This is a genomic window from Heliomicrobium sulfidophilum (genome assembly GCF_057715735.1).
The window spans coordinates 1,600,317-1,616,554 of record NZ_JBVTZZ010000005.1 but is presented as its reverse complement, the minus strand read 5'-3'; the positions used below and the strand labels follow the sequence as shown (position 1 = coordinate 1,616,554).

General features: G+C 57.6%; 31 protein-coding genes and 1 pseudogene. All 32 read right to left on the bottom strand.

Going from position 1 to position 16,238, the window contains the following annotated elements; all coding sequences use genetic code 11:
• Positions 1 to 401 precede the first annotated feature (401 nt).
• Positions 402 to 740, bottom strand: coding sequence for a 50S ribosomal protein L17 (gene rplQ, locus AC0CW1_RS13420; RefSeq protein WP_161258804.1), 339 nt, complete (start codon positions 738 to 740; stop codon positions 402 to 404).
• Between the two features lie 30 nt (positions 741 to 770).
• The gene (locus AC0CW1_RS13415) at positions 771 to 1,718 is read right to left on the bottom strand and encodes a DNA-directed RNA polymerase subunit alpha (RefSeq protein WP_488183518.1); all 948 of its coding nucleotides are present in this window, start codon (positions 1,716 to 1,718) and stop codon (positions 771 to 773) included.
• 45 nt (positions 1,719 to 1,763) lie between these two features.
• The gene (gene rpsD / locus AC0CW1_RS13410) at positions 1,764 to 2,390 is read right to left on the bottom strand and encodes a 30S ribosomal protein S4 (protein ID WP_488183517.1); all 627 of its coding nucleotides are present in this window, start codon (positions 2,388 to 2,390) and stop codon (positions 1,764 to 1,766) included.
• Between the two features lie 29 nt (positions 2,391 to 2,419).
• Complete coding sequence (gene rpsK / locus AC0CW1_RS13405) at positions 2,420 to 2,815, bottom strand: 30S ribosomal protein S11 (RefSeq protein WP_161258801.1); 396 nt, start codon at positions 2,813 to 2,815, stop codon at positions 2,420 to 2,422.
• Between the two features lie 18 nt (positions 2,816 to 2,833).
• On the bottom strand, positions 2,834 to 3,205 hold the full coding sequence (gene rpsM / locus AC0CW1_RS13400; protein WP_161258800.1) for a 30S ribosomal protein S13: 372 nt from the start codon (positions 3,203 to 3,205) through the stop codon (positions 2,834 to 2,836).
• A 24-nt stretch (positions 3,206 to 3,229) separates the two neighbouring features.
• Complete coding sequence (gene rpmJ, locus AC0CW1_RS13395; RefSeq protein ID WP_488183516.1) at positions 3,230 to 3,343, bottom strand: 50S ribosomal protein L36; 114 nt, start codon at positions 3,341 to 3,343, stop codon at positions 3,230 to 3,232.
• 60 nt (positions 3,344 to 3,403) lie between these two features.
• The gene (infA, locus tag AC0CW1_RS13390) at positions 3,404 to 3,622 is read right to left on the bottom strand and encodes a translation initiation factor IF-1 (RefSeq protein ID WP_012282495.1); all 219 of its coding nucleotides are present in this window, start codon (positions 3,620 to 3,622) and stop codon (positions 3,404 to 3,406) included.
• A 23-nt stretch (positions 3,623 to 3,645) separates the two neighbouring features.
• Positions 3,646 to 3,903 (bottom strand): RNA-binding protein, encoded by a 258-nt coding sequence (locus AC0CW1_RS13385; protein WP_488183515.1) that lies wholly within the window; start codon positions 3,901 to 3,903, stop codon positions 3,646 to 3,648.
• Between the two features lie 35 nt (positions 3,904 to 3,938).
• Positions 3,939 to 4,694, bottom strand: coding sequence for a type I methionyl aminopeptidase (gene map, locus AC0CW1_RS13380; RefSeq protein ID WP_488183514.1), 756 nt, complete (start codon positions 4,692 to 4,694; stop codon positions 3,939 to 3,941).
• Complete coding sequence (locus AC0CW1_RS13375) at positions 4,694 to 5,344, bottom strand: adenylate kinase (protein ID WP_488183513.1); 651 nt, start codon at positions 5,342 to 5,344, stop codon at positions 4,694 to 4,696. The genes map and AC0CW1_RS13375 overlap by 1 nt, the downstream gene beginning before the upstream one ends.
• A 127-nt stretch (positions 5,345 to 5,471) precedes the next feature.
• Positions 5,472 to 6,740, bottom strand: coding sequence for a preprotein translocase subunit SecY (gene secY / locus AC0CW1_RS13370; RefSeq protein WP_488183512.1), 1,269 nt, complete (start codon positions 6,738 to 6,740; stop codon positions 5,472 to 5,474).
• A 3-nt stretch (positions 6,741 to 6,743) separates the two neighbouring features.
• Entirely contained in the window at positions 6,744 to 7,187 is a 444-nt protein-coding gene (rplO, locus tag AC0CW1_RS13365; protein WP_488183511.1) for a 50S ribosomal protein L15, read from the bottom strand.
• 18 nt (positions 7,188 to 7,205) lie between these two features.
• Positions 7,206 to 7,394 (bottom strand): 50S ribosomal protein L30, encoded by a 189-nt coding sequence (rpmD, locus tag AC0CW1_RS13360; RefSeq protein ID WP_012282489.1) that lies wholly within the window; start codon positions 7,392 to 7,394, stop codon positions 7,206 to 7,208.
• Positions 7,395 to 7,405: 11 nt separating this feature from the next.
• On the bottom strand, positions 7,406 to 7,906 hold the full coding sequence (rpsE, locus tag AC0CW1_RS13355; RefSeq protein ID WP_161258794.1) for a 30S ribosomal protein S5: 501 nt from the start codon (positions 7,904 to 7,906) through the stop codon (positions 7,406 to 7,408).
• Between the two features lie 26 nt (positions 7,907 to 7,932).
• A complete protein-coding gene (rplR, locus tag AC0CW1_RS13350) occupies positions 7,933 to 8,301 on the bottom strand; it encodes a 50S ribosomal protein L18 (RefSeq protein ID WP_488183510.1) in 369 nt (122 codons plus the stop codon).
• Between the two features lie 33 nt (positions 8,302 to 8,334).
• Entirely contained in the window at positions 8,335 to 8,886 is a 552-nt protein-coding gene (gene rplF / locus AC0CW1_RS13345) for a 50S ribosomal protein L6 (RefSeq protein WP_488183509.1), read from the bottom strand.
• 46 nt (positions 8,887 to 8,932) lie between these two features.
• On the bottom strand, positions 8,933 to 9,331 hold the full coding sequence (gene rpsH / locus AC0CW1_RS13340; RefSeq protein WP_488183508.1) for a 30S ribosomal protein S8: 399 nt from the start codon (positions 9,329 to 9,331) through the stop codon (positions 8,933 to 8,935).
• 27 nt (positions 9,332 to 9,358) lie between these two features.
• Positions 9,359 to 9,544 (bottom strand): type Z 30S ribosomal protein S14, encoded by a 186-nt coding sequence (locus AC0CW1_RS13335; protein WP_161258791.1) that lies wholly within the window; start codon positions 9,542 to 9,544, stop codon positions 9,359 to 9,361.
• A 21-nt stretch (positions 9,545 to 9,565) separates the two neighbouring features.
• On the bottom strand, positions 9,566 to 10,108 hold the full coding sequence (gene rplE / locus AC0CW1_RS13330; protein ID WP_488183507.1) for a 50S ribosomal protein L5: 543 nt from the start codon (positions 10,106 to 10,108) through the stop codon (positions 9,566 to 9,568).
• 27 nt (positions 10,109 to 10,135) lie between these two features.
• The gene (rplX, locus tag AC0CW1_RS13325; RefSeq protein WP_488183506.1) at positions 10,136 to 10,471 is read right to left on the bottom strand and encodes a 50S ribosomal protein L24; all 336 of its coding nucleotides are present in this window, start codon (positions 10,469 to 10,471) and stop codon (positions 10,136 to 10,138) included.
• 18 nt (positions 10,472 to 10,489) lie between these two features.
• A complete protein-coding gene (gene rplN / locus AC0CW1_RS13320) occupies positions 10,490 to 10,858 on the bottom strand; it encodes a 50S ribosomal protein L14 (RefSeq protein WP_012282481.1) in 369 nt (122 codons plus the stop codon).
• A 24-nt stretch (positions 10,859 to 10,882) separates the two neighbouring features.
• Positions 10,883 to 11,146, bottom strand: coding sequence for a 30S ribosomal protein S17 (rpsQ, locus tag AC0CW1_RS13315; protein ID WP_488183505.1), 264 nt, complete (start codon positions 11,144 to 11,146; stop codon positions 10,883 to 10,885).
• A 26-nt stretch (positions 11,147 to 11,172) separates the two neighbouring features.
• Positions 11,173 to 11,376: a 50S ribosomal protein L29 gene (rpmC, locus tag AC0CW1_RS13310; RefSeq protein WP_161258786.1), complete on the bottom strand. Its 204-nt coding sequence runs from the start codon at positions 11,374 to 11,376 to the stop codon at positions 11,173 to 11,175.
• A complete protein-coding gene (gene rplP, locus AC0CW1_RS13305; RefSeq protein ID WP_161258785.1) occupies positions 11,366 to 11,800 on the bottom strand; it encodes a 50S ribosomal protein L16 in 435 nt (144 codons plus the stop codon). Before rplP ends, rpmC begins: the two co-directional genes overlap by 11 nt.
• A 3-nt stretch (positions 11,801 to 11,803) precedes the next feature.
• Positions 11,804 to 12,559: a 30S ribosomal protein S3 gene (gene rpsC, locus AC0CW1_RS13300; protein WP_488183504.1), complete on the bottom strand. Its 756-nt coding sequence runs from the start codon at positions 12,557 to 12,559 to the stop codon at positions 11,804 to 11,806.
• A gap of 87 nt (positions 12,560 to 12,646) precedes the next feature.
• Positions 12,647 to 12,985, bottom strand: a pseudogene (gene rplV / locus AC0CW1_RS13295) (50S ribosomal protein L22); the annotation flags it as partial.
• A 26-nt stretch (positions 12,986 to 13,011) separates the two neighbouring features.
• Positions 13,012 to 13,293, bottom strand: a complete 282-nt coding sequence (rpsS, locus tag AC0CW1_RS13290; RefSeq protein ID WP_488183503.1) for a 30S ribosomal protein S19 — start codon at positions 13,291 to 13,293, stop codon at positions 13,012 to 13,014.
• 57 nt (positions 13,294 to 13,350) lie between these two features.
• A complete protein-coding gene (rplB, locus tag AC0CW1_RS13285) occupies positions 13,351 to 14,178 on the bottom strand; it encodes a 50S ribosomal protein L2 (RefSeq protein ID WP_488183502.1) in 828 nt (275 codons plus the stop codon).
• Positions 14,179 to 14,207: 29 nt separating this feature from the next.
• Positions 14,208 to 14,495: a 50S ribosomal protein L23 gene (rplW, locus tag AC0CW1_RS13280; protein WP_161260701.1), complete on the bottom strand. Its 288-nt coding sequence runs from the start codon at positions 14,493 to 14,495 to the stop codon at positions 14,208 to 14,210.
• A complete protein-coding gene (rplD, locus tag AC0CW1_RS13275; protein WP_488183501.1) occupies positions 14,495 to 15,118 on the bottom strand; it encodes a 50S ribosomal protein L4 in 624 nt (207 codons plus the stop codon). The genes rplW and rplD overlap by 1 nt, the downstream gene beginning before the upstream one ends.
• Positions 15,119 to 15,146: 28 nt before the next feature.
• Positions 15,147 to 15,779 carry a 50S ribosomal protein L3 gene (gene rplC, locus AC0CW1_RS13270; RefSeq protein ID WP_488183500.1) on the bottom strand — a complete coding sequence of 211 codons (633 nt, stop codon included), beginning with the start codon at positions 15,777 to 15,779 and terminating at the stop codon, positions 15,147 to 15,149.
• A gap of 30 nt (positions 15,780 to 15,809) precedes the next feature.
• A complete protein-coding gene (gene rpsJ, locus AC0CW1_RS13265) occupies positions 15,810 to 16,118 on the bottom strand; it encodes a 30S ribosomal protein S10 (RefSeq protein WP_012282470.1) in 309 nt (102 codons plus the stop codon).
• Positions 16,119 to 16,238: the final 120 nt, after the last annotated feature.

Genomic DNA, 16,238 nt, shown 5'->3' with positions numbered 1-16,238 from the left:
AACGCAACTACGCTGTAACAGTCGCACAGGGGTGGAATGACGGAGCGAGCGTTTTGGGCGGAGCGGCGTAAGCGAGCGTAGGCTGCGAAGCGTCCAGGGCGCCATCGACATGCAGAAAAACCCTATAGTTTTGGCGCCCTAGCGTAGCAGACAAGTGAGTAGCCGCGTAGCCCTTAGCGAGCGGAGTCATTCCACCCCGAGCGCCAATGCTCCGCGAAAGTAGTGTTACACTGTACGGTTGGGTGGGATGGAGCAGTAAATGGCTTAGGGCAAAGTGAAGGAAGCAGAGCGCCGCCTAAAAGGAAAGCCAGGAACCCCTGATCCGCTGGATCAACGGCCCTGACCTCGTAACAGCAACTAGAAACACACACGCCAATAGCCCGCCAAAGCGGGCTACCGGATTAGACGAGTTCGACGATGCACATGGGGGCGGCGTCGCCGCGGCGGAACCCGGCCTTGAGGACACGGGTGTAACCGCCTTGCCGTGTGGCATATTTGGGGGCGATTTCCTTGAACAGTTGGGTGACGACCGACTCTTCCTGAATGAAAGCCAGCGCTTGGCGACGCGAATGGATATCGCCCTGTTTGCCCAGGGTGATCATCTTGTCGGCGATCCGGCGCAGTTCCTTGGCCTTCGGCTCGGTGGTCACAATCTTCCCGTGCTTGAGCAGGGAGGTGGTGATGTTGCGCAGCAACGCCCGGCGATGATTGGTCGGACGGCTGAATTTACGGTAGGGCACTCGATTCCCTCCTTTGCGACGGGGCTAGATTTAGTCTTCCGATTTACGCAACGACAGACCAAGGGCAGCCAGCTTGGCGTCCACTTCTTCAAGGGACTTGCGGCCAAGGTTGCGCACCTTGATCATGTCTTCTTCCGTCTTATTGGTCAGGTCTTTCACGGTGTTGATACCCGCCCGCTTGAGGCAGTTGTAGGAGCGAACAGACAGGTCCAGTTCCTCAATGGTCATTTCGAGGATCTTGTCCTGGGGCCGTTCTTCCTTCTCAACCATGATCTCCACGTTCTCCGTGTTTTCCGTCAGTCCGACGAAGAGCTTGAGATAGTCGTTCATGATCTTGGCCGACCAACTGATGGCTTCTTCGGGCGTCAGGCTGCCATTCGTCCAAACCTCGAGGATCAGACGATCATAGTTGGTGATCTGACCGACGCGGGTATCCTCGACACGGTAGTTGACCTTGCGGACTGGCGAGAAGTTAGCGTCGATGGGGATCACACCGATGATGTGCTCCGATTTGCGGTGCTTGGTGGCCGTGATGTAGCCGCGGCTCTTCTCCACGGTGATTTCCATGAAGAGACGTCCGCCCTTATCGACGGTGGCGATGACCTGTTCAGGGTTGAGGATCTCTACATCGGCATCGGTGAGGATGTCCTCTGCGGTGACGACCCCTTCCCCCTCGAACTCAACCCGGACAACCCGCGGTTCCTCGGTATGCATCTTGATGGCAAGCTGCTTGAGATTCAGGATGATATCCGTCGTGTCTTCGACAACGCCGGGTATCGTAGAGAACTCGTGAAGAACACCTTCGATCTTCACCGAAGTAACGGCGGCCCCGAACAGGGAGGTAAGGAGAATGCGACGAAGGGAGTTGCCCAGGGTCACCCCGTAACCTCGCTCCAGAGGATCGACCACAAACTTGCCGTAGGTGGCGTCGTCACTCCGGGCGACACACTCGATCTTCGGTTTTTCGATTTCCAGCATGTACTGCTGAACCCTCCCTTGGCTTGAATCGGAAAACCCCTAATACTACCGGGAGTACAATTCGACGATCAGGTGTTCTTGCAGGTTGGTGTCAATATCTTCCCGCTTGGGCAGGGCGATAACCCGGCCGGAGAGGGTGTTCACATCGAGTTCCAGCCATGCCGGCGGTGTCTTCTGACCAAGGCCGTCGACGATCTCCTTGAAGAGTGGCGTATCCTTGCTCTTCTCTTTCAGTTGGATCACATCGCCCACCCGCAGTTGAATAGAGGGGATGTTTACTTTCTTCCCGTTCAGGGTAAAGTGGTTGTGCAGTACAAATTGACGGGCTTCATTCCGGGAACGAGCAAAGCCAAGCCGGAAGACGACATTGTCCATACGGGTTTCCAGAAGGCGGAGCAGGTTTTCGCCGGTGACGCCTTGCTGGCGGTCAGCCTCAGCGAAATAGGTGCGGAATTGGCCTTCCAGAATGCCGTACACCCGGCGGGCTTTTTGTTTTTCCCGCAACTGCAGGCCGTATTCGGAGATCTTCTTGCGGCCTTGGCCGTGCTGACCAGGCGCATAGGTGCGGCGATCAACGGCGCACTTGCCTGTGTAGCAGCGATCCCCTTTGAGGTATAATTTGGCCCCCTCCCGCCGGCATAGGCGGCAGACCGGACCGGTATAACGTGCCATTCTGCGGATGCACCTCCTAGGTGTTCAGATTAGACGCGGCGACGCTTCGGCGGCCGGCATCCGTTGTGAGGAATGGGGGTAACGTCTTTGATCATGTTGACTTCCAGGCCAGCGGCTTGCAGAGAGCGTATAGCCGCTTCCCGACCGGAACCAGGGCCTTTGACCAGGCATTCGACTTCCCGCAGGCCATGCTCCATGGCTTCCTTTGCGGCCGATTCGGCGGCCATCTGGGCGGCGAAGGGCGTCGATTTTCTCGAACCCTTGAAGCCAAGGACACCGGCGGAAGCCCAGGAGAGGGTGTTGCCGTTGGGGTCGGTGATGGTGACGATGGTGTTGTTGAAAGTGGACTTGATGTGGGCCACACCACGGTCCACATGCTTGCGTTCTTTCCGCTTGGTGCGGGTTACGCGACGTGCTGCTGCCATATCCGGTGATGACCCCCTTTACTTCTTCTTCTTGCCAGCGACGGTCCGAGCGGGACCTTTGCGCGTGCGGGCGTTCGTCTTGGTGCGCTGACCACGGACGGGGAGCCCGCGGCGATGGCGAAGGCCACGGTAGCAGCCGATCTCCATGAGGCGCTTGATGTTCAGGGAGACTTCCCGGCGGAGATCCCCTTCGACTTCTACGTTCTTATCGATGTATTCCCGCAGGCGGGCCACTTCTTCATCGGTCAGATCGCGGGTCCGCGTGTCGGGGTTGATGCCGGTTTCAGCCAGGATCTTGTCGGCGGTGGGACGACCGATCCCAAAAATGTAGGTCAGCGCGATGGCAATCCGCTTGTCCCTGGGCAGGTCGATGCCGGCAATACGTGCCATAGTGGCGTATGCACCTCCCGTTAATTAACCTTGTTTTTGCTTGTGTTTCGGGTTCTCGCAAATGACCATGACTTTGCCTTTGCGTTTGATGATCTTGCATTTGTCGCAGATCGACTTCACTGAAGGCCGCACTTTCATCTTCGTTCCTCCTCGGGGGATCGACGGCTTGTATGATTCCCGTTCAAGTATACTACGACCTTACTTGAACCGGTAGGTGATCCGTCCGCGGGTGAGATCATAAGGCGACAATTCGACCGTCACCCGGTCGCCGGGCAGGATCCGGATAAAGTTCATCCGGATTTTCCCCGACACATGGGCAAGGACCTTGTGGCCGTTCTCCAACTCCACGGTGAACATAGCGTTCGGCAAGGGCTCGACTACACGGCCCTCGACTTCAATCACGTCCGTTTTGGACATAAGGAATTCCAGCCTCCTCGATATTACGAACCGGTCTCCAAGGTCTCCAGCAGTCGGCGGAGCGCACTGGCGACCTGGGCGTTGGCAGGAGTTTTGCCCTGTTGAAGCATCTCGCCGATTTCCGTTGCCACCAAGCCGGTGCACCGGAGATGTTTGATCTTCTTCTTCTTGGGGTTTTCCACTTTGCGATAGTGTCCATCCGCAATCAGAAGGTAATCAGGGTCAAGGATGGTGAGCACGATAAAGTGCTTATCCCCATCCCTCCCGGCTTGGGAACGCACCAGCTCGCCTGGTCTGACGCACCGTGCCGCCATGGTCATTTACCATGAAGGCGGGTAAGGATCTCCGGTCCATCATCAGTCACGGCGATGGTATGCTCAAAATGGGCGGACGGCTTGCGGTCTTTTGTGACCACCGTCCACTGGTCTTCCTTGGTTTCGACTTCCCAGGTTCCTGCGTTGACCATCGGTTCGATGGCCAGCGTCATGCCCGCTTGAAGCCGCGGTCCCCGTCCAGCCGGCCCAAAGTTGGGCACCTGCGGCTCCTCATGCATCTTTTTACCGATGCCATGGCCCACAAATTGGCGGACAACAGAAAACCCGTTTCCTTCAACATAGTTCTGAATGGCGTGGGATATATCAAAGAGACGGTTGCCTACTTTCGCTTGTTCGATGCCGATCTCCAAGGAACGGCGCGTCACGTCCAGCAGGCGTTGAAGCTCATCGTCAATCTCCCCGACAGGCAACGTAATCGCTGCATCGCCATGGTAATCATTGACAGATGCTCCGACGTCAATACTGATAATATCCCCCGTTTGCAAATGCTGTAAACCTGGAATGCCATGAACGACTTGTTCGTTGATGGAGGCGCAGATGGTGGCGGGGAAGCCTTGGTAGCCTTTGAAGGCGGGCTTGGCGCCCTTAGCGCGGATGTAATCCTCCGCCTTCCGGTCTAAGTCGGCTGTTGTCACCCCCGGCGCCACCGCTTTTTCCATCTCCCGCAGGGTCTCGGCCACAATCCGTCCGGCATCTCGCATGTAATCGAGTTCCCGGGCGGCTTTCAAGACGATCATCAGGCGTCTCTCCCCAGGGCTGCGCAGATGTCCGTAAACACTGCCGCCATGTCCTGTTCCCCGTTGATTCGCTTGTAGCGTCCTTTGGCCTCATAGTATTCGATGAGCGGTTGGGTCTGCTGGGTGTATACGTCAAGTCGGTTTTCCGCTGTTTCGCGGGAGTCGTCGCTGCGCTGGTACAGTTCGCCGCCGCACTTGCCGCAAGCGCCTTCTGTCGGGGGCGGGTTGAAGACGACATGGAAGGTGGCGCCGCACTGGCGGCAGATGCGACGACCGGTCAACCGCTCGATCAGCTTTTCCCGGGGCACATGGATGTCGATGACGGCATCCAGTTCCAGGCCCAATTCCTTCAGCGTTTCTTCCAGCGCATCCGCCTGGGGCACGGTCCGGGGGAAGCCGTCCAGGAGAAAGCCTTGGCGGCAATCGTCCTGGGCCAGGCGTTCCCGCACGATCCCGATGGTCACTTCATCGGGTACGAGTTGACCAGCATCCATGAAGGCTTTCGCCTTCCGACCCAGTTCCGTCCCATTTTTGATGGCGGCGCGAAACATGTCGCCGGTGGAAATGTGGGGAATGGCAAACCGGCTCACCAGCATTTCGGCTTGAGTCCCTTTGCCGGCGCCCGGCGGACCCATCAGCAATACGTTCACGGTATATCCCTCCGTAAATTCCCCGCCCAATCGGCAGGGATGGTTGCTGTGGGCAGGTCCGGAATGTGTCCTTGCCGCTCCGTAGACAGGTTTCTTCTGTCCTGGGACATGCCCACTCTCTGTATCTCTATTTCATGAATCCTTGGTAATGCCGCATCAGCATGTTGGATTCCAGTTGCTTCATCGTATCCAAAGCTACGCCGACGCAGATGAGGAGCGCCGTGCCGCCAAAGTAGATGTTGGTGATGCCCGTCAACATGATGACGAAGGTCGGCAGCAGGGAAATGACCGCCAGGAACAACGCGCCAACCAGCGTGATGCGTGACATCACCCTGGTGATGTAGTCGGCTGTCGGTTTGCCGGGACGAAGCCCCGGGATGAAGCCGCCATGCTTCTTCATGTTGTCAGCCACATCGACAGGGTTGAAGGTGATGGCGGTGTAGAAGTAGGTGAAGAAGAGGATCAGCAGCGCATAGAAGGCGCTATGCAGGAAAGAGCCGAAGTTGAAATACTGCTGAAACCACTGTCCCACCGGAGAACCGGGGAAGAAGGCTGCGATGGTCGTCGGCAGGGCCAGGATGGAGGAGGCAAAGATGACGGGGATGACTCCAGCCTGGTTGACCTTCAGAGGGATGTGGGTGCTGTGCCCGCCGTAGACGCGCCGTCCAACGACCCGTTTGGCGTAGTTGACCGGGATCCGGCGCTGCCCTTCATTGATGTAGATGATCCCCGCAATGGTGGCCGCGGCGATGATCACGAAGAGCAACACGTTCAACACGTTCGTCGTACCGACACGGACATACTCATAAAGTTGAGCGATGCCGGAAGGCAGACGGGACACGATGCCAGCGAAGATGATCAGCGAGATGCCGTTGCCGATGCCTTTCTCGGTGATCCGTTCGCCGATCCACATGAGGAAGACCGTGCCGGTCGTCAAAGTGGTGGCGACGAGCAGGTAGTTGGCTAAGCTCGGGTTGGCGACAGCGCCTTTCAGGCCATAGGAGAGACCGATGGCCTGAATAAAGGCCAAGACGATGGTGAAGTAGCGGGTGTATTCGGTGATTTTTCTCCGACCCTCTTCCCCCTCTTTGGCCAGTTGTTCCAGAGAGGGGATGACGACGGTGAGGAGCTGCATGATGATCGAGGCGTTGATGTAAGGGGTAATGCTCATGGCAAAGACGGAGAAATTTCGGAAGGAACCGCCCGAGATCACGTCAAAAAAGCCGAAGAGGGCCCCTGAGTTCAACAGTTGTTCGATCACTTCGCGGTTAATGCCTGGCACAGGGATGTGGGCGCCGATGCGGAAGACAAGGAACATCATCAGGGTGAAGACGATCTTGCTCCGCAGGTCAGGCAGCTTCCAGGCATTTTGCAGAGTGCCCACAAGAGTGGACATGTCTTACATCACCTCTACTTGGCCGCCAGCAGCTTTGATCTTCTCCGCCGCAGCCTCACTCACCCCATGGAGTTTTACCGTCAAGGCTTTTTCGATGTTGCCGTCAGCCAGCAGTTTCACGCCGTCTTTCAGCTTTTTGATCAGTTTCCGTTCCAGAAGCAGTTCCGGCGTCACCACGGTGCCAGCCTCGAAGACGTCGAGGTCGCCCACGTTGATGATGGCGAATTCCTTTTTAAAGCGGGCATTGGTGAAGCCACGCTTGGGGAGTCGGCGCTGCAGCGGCTGTTGGCCGCCTTCAAAGCCGGGACGGACGCCACCGCCGGAACGAGCTTTTTGACCTTTATGACCCCGGCCGGCCGTTTTGCCGAGTCCGGAACCTGTGCCTTGCCCTTTCCGGGTTGGTTTTTGACGCGACCCCGGAGCCGGTTTCAGTTCATGGAGTTGCAATGGGTACACCTCCTCGCGTTAGGCTTCCACTTCTTCCACGGTCACCAGGTGGTTGACCGTGCGAATCATGCCGCGGATGGCAGGGGTATCGTCGTGGAGGACCGATTGATGGAGCTTTTTCAGACCCAGGGTGGCCACGGTGAGTTTCTGGTTCTTGGCGTAACCGATGGCGCTTTTCACCCAGGTGATCTTAAGTTTGGTAGCCACGGTTGACCCTCCTAACCAGTAATCTCTTCGACCGTTTTGCCGCGCAGTTTGGCGACCTCTTCGGCACGCTTCAGGCTGCGCAGGCCTTCCATGGTGGCCCGCACCATGTTGTTGGCGTTGTTGGACCCCAGGGACTTGGTGAGAATATCGTGAATCCCAGCCAACTCAAGGACGGCGCGGACAGGGCCGCCGGCGATGACGCCGGTACCTTTGGAGGCCGGCTTGAGTAACACCCGGCCGGCGCCGAATACGCCGAGGGTGGGATGGGGGATGGTCGTGCCGACCATGGGGACGACGATCAGGTTCTTTTTCGCGTCTTCAACGCCTTTGCGGATCGCTTCAGGCACTTCGCCGGCCTTGCCGAGGCCGAAGCCTACGTGGCCTTTGCCATCGCCGACGACAACCAGGGCGCTGAAGGAGAAACGGCGACCGCCCTTGACGACTTTCGCCACGCGGTTGATGTAGACGACTTTTTCCTGAAGTTCCAGACCACTCGCGTCTATTCTTGCCATTCTTTTCCCTCCTTTATGCGGGACACTTAGAATTGAAGCCCCGCTTCCCGGGCTGCTTCGGCCAGAGCTGCGATCCGGCCATGGTAGATATAACCGCCGCGGTCAAAGACCACTTTGTCGATGCCTTTTTCCAGAGCTTTCTTGGCGACGAGTTCGCCGACCTTTTTGGCCCCTTCGATGTTCCCGCCGGATACGTTGGCTGCCTTGAAATCGCCATCGAGGCTGGAGGCGGCCACCAGGGTCCGGCCGGTGACGTCATTGACCACTTGGGCGTAGATATGATTCAGACTGCGGAAGACACACAGGCGGGGACGCTCTTCGGTGCCCTTCACCCGTTTGCGAATCCGCATGTGTTTCTTCTGACGTGCGGCATCGCGGTCAAGCTTTTTGATCACTCGGGCTCACTCCCTTCGACCTCGGGTTAGGGCTTATTTTTTGCCTTTTTTACCGCCGGTCTTACCGACTTTGCGGCGGATGACTTCGGTATCATACTTGATGCCCTTGCCCTTGTAGGGTTCGGGCTCCCGTACGGCGCGGATGTTGGCCGCCAGCGCGCCCACTTTTTCCTTGTCGATCCCTTTGACGATGACCTTCGTCGGAACAGGGACTTCCACTTCAAGGCCTTCACCAGGGTCGATTTCAACCGGGTGGCTGTAACCGACGGTGAGGACGAGCTTCTTGCCCTGCTTGGCCGCCCGGTAGCCGACGCCGACCAGTTCCAGGTTTTTGCTGAAGCCAACAGACACGCCGTCCACCATGTTGGCGACGAGGGTGCGGCTCAGGCCATGAAGGGAGCGATGGAATTTATCGTCGCTGGGGCGCGTAACCTGGACGGTGTTGCCTTCCACCGTGACGATGATGTCTTTATGGAGCTCCCGGCTGAGTTGGCCCTTCGGGCCTTTCACCGTAACGACGTTGCCTTCAATCGTCACGTTGACGCCGGCCGGGATCGCCACGGGTTTCTTGCCGATCCGTGACATGGTCACACCTCCTGCTGTGTGCGATTCGGTTCAAACGTTGGTCTGTTTACCAGATGTAGCAGAGAACTTCTCCGCCCAGGCCGGCTTTGCGAGCAGCTTTGTCGCTCATGATGCCTTGCGAGGTCGAGAGAACGGCGACTCCCAGTCCGCCGAGGACCTTGGGGATCTCTTCTTTGCGGGCGTAGACGCGCAGGCCCGGCTTGGAGATCCGCTTGACGCCGGTGATGACTTTCTCACGGTTGGGGCCGAACTTCAGATAGATGCGGAGCATGCCTTGCTTGTTGTCTTCAACGTACTCGACGTCTTTGACATAGCCTTCGCTTTTGAAGATTTCAGCGATGGCCCGCTTGACTTTGGAAGCCGGAACTTCCACTTTGTCATGGTAAACCATATTGGCATTGCGGATCCGTGTCAGGAAATCCGCGATTGGATCGGTCATGACCATTGGGCTGGTACCCCCCTCCGTGTATCTTTACCAACTGGCCTTGGTCACGCCGGGGATTTCCCCTTTGTAGGCCAGGTTGCGGAAGCAAATCCGGCACATCCCAAATTTCCGCATATAGGCGTGGGGGCGTCCGCAGATCTTGCAGCGGTTATGGGCGCGGACGCGAAATTTGGGGGAACGGCTTTGTTTCACGATCATGGATGTTTTTGCCACGAGATTCCCTCCTGTAATGCCTTATTCGGCGCGGAACGGCATTCCGATCAGCCGAAGGAGTTCACGGGCTTCTTCGTCGGTCTTGGCCGTCGTCACAAATGTGACGTCCATCCCGCGCAGACGGTCGATCTTATCGTACTCAATTTCCGGGAAAATCAGTTGTTCCTTCAGGCCGAGTGTGTAGTTGCCACGACCGTCGAAGGACTTGGGGCTGACGCCGCGGAAGTCGCGGACACGCGGCAGGGACACGCTGACAAGCTTGTCGACAAAGTCGTACATCTTGTCGCCGCGCAGGGTCACCTTACAGCCGATCTTCATGCCTTCCCGCAGTTTGAATCCGGCGATGGATTTCTTCGCCGTCGTGATGACCGGTTTCTGGCCGGTGATGCGGGTCAGGTCGCCTACCGCCGCGTCAAGACCTTTGGGGTTTTGAATCGCTTCCCCGAGGCCCATGTTGACGACGACTTTTTCCAGGCGGGGGATCTGCATGACATTCTTATATCCGAACCGCTGCATCATGGCAGCGTTGACATCGGTTTGGATCTTTTCTTTCAGACGGGCCAATCTGCTGACCTCCTCTCGGACGAGGCTTTACTTGTCTTTATCAAGCACGTCGCCGCATTTGCGGCAGATGCGAGCCTTGTCGCCGTTTTCCAGGAACTTGTGACCGCTGCGCACCGGCCGGTCGCATTTGGGGCAGAAGATCATCACGTTGGAAGCGTCGATGGGCGCCTCTTTCTCGATGATGCCGCCTTGGGGATTGGCTTTGCTAGGCTTCGAGTGCCGTTTGACGATGTTAACCTTCTCAACGACAACCCGGTTTTTGGCGGGAATCACTTCAATGATTTTGCCTTTTTTGCCAGCGTCCTTGCCGGTGATGACCTGTACCAGATCGCCTTTTCTTACATGGACTTTCGGGTTGGCCATGGTGCTTTCACCTCCACCCTACAGTACTTCGGGGGCCAACGAAATGATCTTCATGAAATCGCGGTCGCGGAGTTCGCGGGCCACGGGCCCGAAGATACGGGTCCCCTTCGGGTTTTTTTGTTCATTGATGATGACAGCGGCGTTCTCGCTGAAGCGGATGTAGGATCCGTCAGGCCGTTTGATCGGTTTCCGGGTCCGGACAACCACGGCTTTGACGACGTCTCCTTTTTTAACCACGCCGCCGGGCGTTGCCTCTTTAACAGAAGCGACGATGATGTCGCCGACAGAGGCATACCTCCGGTAGGAGCCGCCCAATACACGGATGCACAACAACTCTTTGGCTCCGGTGTTGTCACCGACCCGGAGTCGAGTTTCTTGCTGGATCACGACGGTAACCTCCTATGCCGTGGTTTATACGATGACGGCTTTCTCGACGATGCGGACTACCCGCCAGCGCTTTTCTTTGGAAAGGGGACGGGTTTCCATGATTTCAACGATATCGCCGATTTGGCAGGCGTTTTCTTCATCATGGGCCTTGAATTTTTTCGTCTGCTTGACGGTACGGCCGTACAGGGGGTGCTGGATGCGGCTTTCAACGGCGACAACAATGGTCTTTTCCATCTTGTTGCTCGTGACTTTACCGATGCGAGTCTTGCGTTCGGCACGTTCGGACACTGCTTCTTACCTCCTTACCCGCTGCACTAAGCCTTTTGGGCTTCCAGTTCTCGTTGACGGAGGACTGTTTGCGTCCGGGCGATGTTTTTACGCACGTCCCGGATCCGCATGGGGTTCTCCAACTGTTGGGTAGCAAGTTGAAAGCGGAGGCGGAAGAGCTCGTCTTTGAAGTTGGTGAGTTGTTTCTGCAGTTCTTCCGTGCTCAGGTCATGCAGTTCTTTAGCTTTCATTCGCTTCACCACCCACTTCTTCCCGTTTTACAAACTTGCACTTGATGGGCAGCTTGTGCATGGCCAGGCGCATGGCTTCCTTGGCAATATCTTCAGGAACGCCGGCCAGTTCAAACATGATCCGGCCCGGTTTGACAACGGCAACCCAGTATTCGGGGGAGCCTTTACCGGAACCCATCCGGGTTTCAGCCGGCTTGGCTGTCACAGGCTTGTCGGGGAAAATCTTGATCCAGACTTTACCGCCCCGTTTGATGTAGCGGGTCATGGCGATACGAGCGGCTTCGATCTGGCGGCTGGTGATCCAGGCGGCTTCCAGGGCTTGCAGGCCGTATTCACCAAATGCGACACTGTTGCCGCCTTTGGACTTGCCTTTCAGACGGCCCCGTTGCACCCGACGCCATTTGACGCGTTTCGGCAGCAACATGGGTTATTTCCCTCCTTCCGCGGCGGCAGGCGGCCGGCGGTCACCACGAGGGCGGCGATCGCGACGGTCGGAGCGTTCGGGACGCTCAGCGCGCTCGGCAGGTTCACGGGTTTCACCGGTGCGGTTCTTGGCGCCCGGCAGGATTTCGCCTTTGTAGATCCAGACCTTGACACCGATGATGCCATAGGTGGTGCGAGCTTCGGCGAAACCGTAGTCGATATCGGCGCGAAGGGTGTGGAGGGGAACCTTGCCTTCGTTATACCACTCGGTCCGGGCGATCTCAGCGCCGCCGAGGCGTCCGGAGACCATGATCTTGATGCCTTCGGCGCCAAGGCGCATGGTGCGACCAACAGACTGTTTCATGGCGCGACGGAAGGAGGTCCGCTTCTCCAACTGGGCAGCCACGTTCTCGGCGACGAGTTGGGCGTCCAGTTCAGGCTTCTTGACTTCGGCGATATTGATGTTGACGGCGCGACCCGTCATTTTTTCGAGCTCTTTGCGCAGGTTTTCCACTTCGGCGCCGCCGCGGCCGATGACGATGCCCGGCTTGGCGGTGTGGATGGTCACCTTAACGCGGTTGGCAGCCCGTTCGATCTCGATGCGGGGGATGCCGGCGGCGTAGAGCTTCTTCTTGACAAACTTGCGGATTTTCAGGTCTTCATGCAGCAGTTCGGCGTAGTTTTTGCCAGCGAACCACCGGGCGTCCCAGTCCTTGATGACACCAATCCGGAACCCTTTCGGATTGACTTTTTGACCCACGGCTTATCCCTCCTTCGTCCCGGCGTTGGCGTCGGCCTTCGCAGCAGCGGCTTTGGGGTCCTTCTTGGCGGCTGCGGGCTTGGCGGGCTTTTCGGCGACAATGACGGTGATGTGGCTCATGCGCTTCTTGATGACATCGGCGCGGCCTTGAGCGCGGGGGCTGATCCGTTTCATGCTGGGACCCTGGTCGACGAAGCAGGTCTTCACATAAAGATCGGCCGTGTTCATCTCATAGTTGTGCTCGGCGTTGGCGACAGCCGATTTGAGGACTTTCGCCACGTCGGCAGCGCTTTTCACGGGGGTGAACTTCAAAATGGCAAAGGCGTCGGCTACCGATTTGCCCCGAATGAGGTCAATGACTTGACGTACCTTCCGGGGAGAGGTGCGGACGTACTTGGCCACCGCTTGGGCGGTTTTGGCTTCCATTGGCCTTCCTCCTCTTCTCCCTTGGCCTAGCGCAGACGGCTGGATTTCTCCGAACCGGCATGGCCTTTGAAGGTCCGGGTCGGGGCGAATTCACCCAGTTTATGACCGACCATATCTTCGGTCACGTAGACGGGGATGTGTTTCCGTCCGTCATGGACAGCAAAGGTGTGACCGACGAATTGCGGAAAAATGGTCGAGCGCCGGGACCAGGTCTTGATGACCCGTTTCTCGTTCTTTTGATTCAGATCCTCAACCTTTTTGAAGAGGCTGGTTTCAACATAAGGTCCTTTTTTCAGAGAACGGCCCATGCACGATCCTCCCTTCTGGTGTCGGGATGCGAGTCCCGCTCAGTTCCGCCGGCAAGATTACTTGGTGCGGCGTTTGATGATCAGCTTATCCGAAGCCTTCTTGCGACGGGTCTTGCCGCCGATGGCCACTTTGCCCCAGGGGGTGACGGGCGCTTTGCGTCCGATGGGGGAACGGCCTTCACCACCGCCATGGGGGTGATCGACGGGGTTCATGACAACACCGCGTACAGTGGGACGGATACCCATCCAACGCTTCCGGCCGGCTTTGCCGATGGTCACGTTTTCATGTTCGAGGTTGCCCATCTGACCGATGGTGGCGCGGCACTCGGCCAGCACCTTGCGCATTTCGCCGGAGGGCAGGCGCAGGGTGGCATGGTCGCCTTCCTTGGCCATGAGTTGGGCCGCGGCGCCGGCGGAGCGGACAAGTTGGCCGCCTTTGCCAGGGCGCATCTCGATGCAGTGGATCAGGGTGCCGACGGGGATGTTCTTCAGGGGCAGGCAGTTGCCAGTCTTGATGTCGGCGTCAGGACCGGAGATGACGGTGTCGCCTACGTTCAGCCCGTTGGGGGCGATGATGTAGCGCTTTTCGCCGTCAGCGTAGTTGAGCAGGGCGATGCGCGAGGTCCGGTTCGGATCGTACTCGATGGAAGCGACCTTGGCGGGAATGCCGTCCTTGATCCGCTTGAAGTCGATGACCCGGTACATGCGCTTATGGCCGCCGCCCTGGTGACGAACGGTCAGTTTGCCTTGGTTGTTGCGCCCGGCCTTCTTTTTCAGGGGCTCGAGCAGCGATTTTTCCGGTTGGGACTTGGTGATTTCATCAAAGCTAGCCACCGTCATCTGGCGGATACCAGGCGAGGTCGGCTTAAACTTTTTCACAGCCACGCGGTTTCCCTCCTTTGGTCCGGCCAGACTTAGACGCCTTCGAAGATTTCGATCTTGTCGCCATCTTTTAGGGTGACGATGGCTTTCTTCTTATCCGCGGTCCGTCCGGCGTACTTGCCCATCCGCTTGGGCTTGCCTTTGACGTTCATGGTGTGAACGTCGAGGACCTTGACGTTGAAGAGCTGTTCGACAGCATGCTTGATTTCGATTTTGTTGGCTTTCGGTTCCACCACGAAGGTGTATTTGTTCTCCTGAGCCAAGTCCATCGACCGTTCAGTGATGACCGGTTTTTTCAGAACGTCATAGGGGCTGCGCATCAGGCGAACACCTCCTCAACCTTGGCCACGGCATTTTTGGTGATGACCAGTTTGTCGTGGTTCAGGATGTCATAGACGTTGATACCGACAGCTTCAACAGGGGAGACGCCGGGGATGTTGCGGGCCGACTTGAAGACGGTTTCGTCGATGTCGGCGGTTACCAACAGGGCCTTGCGTTCCACGTTGAGCTTGTTCATGATTCCGGCGATGACTTTCGTCTTCGGGGCGTCCATTTCCAGGGCGTCGACGACGATCAGGTTGCCGGAGCGAACTTTGGCCGACAGGGCCGATTTGAGGGCCAGACGGCGGGCCTTCTTCGGCATGGCGATTTTATAGCTGCGGGGCTGGGGCCCGAAGATGATTGCGCCGCCGCGCCAGAGGGGCGAACGGCTGGTGCCGGCGCGTGCGCGACCGGTGCCTTTTTGTCTCCAGGGCTTTTTGCCGCCCCCGGAGACTTCGCCACGGGACTTGACCTTGTGGGTGCCGCGCCGCCAGGCGGCCAGTTGGGTAACTACGGCCTGGTGCATCACGGCTTCGTTGGGCTCGATACCAAAGATCGCGTCGTTCAGTTCGATTTCACCGACCTGAGCGCCTTCGACGTTGTAAACGGCTACTTTCGGCATGTCGTGTCCTCCTTTCTCCGGGGGTTGATTACTTGGCCTTGACAGAGTTCTTGATCAGCAGCAGGCCGCGCTTGGGACCGGGCACTGCGCCTTTGATCAGGAGCAGGTTGCGCTCGGCGTCGACACGGACGACTTGCAGCTTCTGGACGGTGACGCGCTCGTTGCCCAGGCGACCGGGCATCTTGCGGCCTTTGAAGATACGGGCCGGACCTTTGGCGCCGGCGGAACCGGGGCGACGGTGGTACTTGGAACCGTGTTTCATCGGTCCGCGCTTGAAGTTGTGGCGCTTGATGCCGCCGGCAAAGCCTTTGCCTTTGGACGTGCCGACCACATCGACATACTCACCGGCGGAGAAGACGTCGGCTTTCAGTTCTTGGCCCACCTTGTACTCGTCCATGCTGTCCACCTTGATCTCGCGCAGCACGCGAACCAGGCGAACGCCGGCATTTTTCAGGTGACCTTTTTTCGGCTTGTTCAGCAGTTTTTCACGGACATCACCGAAACCGATTTGTACGGCTTCGTATCCGTCCTTCTCCATGGTTTTCTTTTGAACGACAACACAGGGGCCGGCCTGGACAACCGTCACGGGCACGGCGACTCCGTTATCGGCAAATACCTGCGTCATACCGATTTTTCGTCCGAGAAGACCTTTCTTAGCCACCAATGACACCTCCCATCTCTAGCAAAAGGATTACAGCTTGATTTCGATATCCACGCCCGCCGGCAGATCCAGACGCATGAGCGCATCGACAGTCTTCGGATTGGGTTCGAGGATGTCGATGAGGCGCTTGTGGGTGCGCATCTCAAACTGCTCACGGGAGTCTTTGTTGACGTGGGGAGAGCGCAAGATGGTATAGATGCTCTTCTCCGTCGGCAGCGGAATCGGTCCGGATACCGCCGCGCCGGTCCGCTTGGCCGTTTCCACGATCTTTTCGGAAGACTGATCGAGAATCCGATGATCGAAAGCCTTGAGGCGGATCCGAATTTTTTGTTTACCCATGTAGGTAAGTCCCTCCTTTTGTTCGCCCGATTGATTACGGACCTTCTCCGCGAAAATTACCCCAACAACGCTCTCGGGCGTGTCGTAAGTAAAAAAGACACAAAGAGAGCATCGCCCACC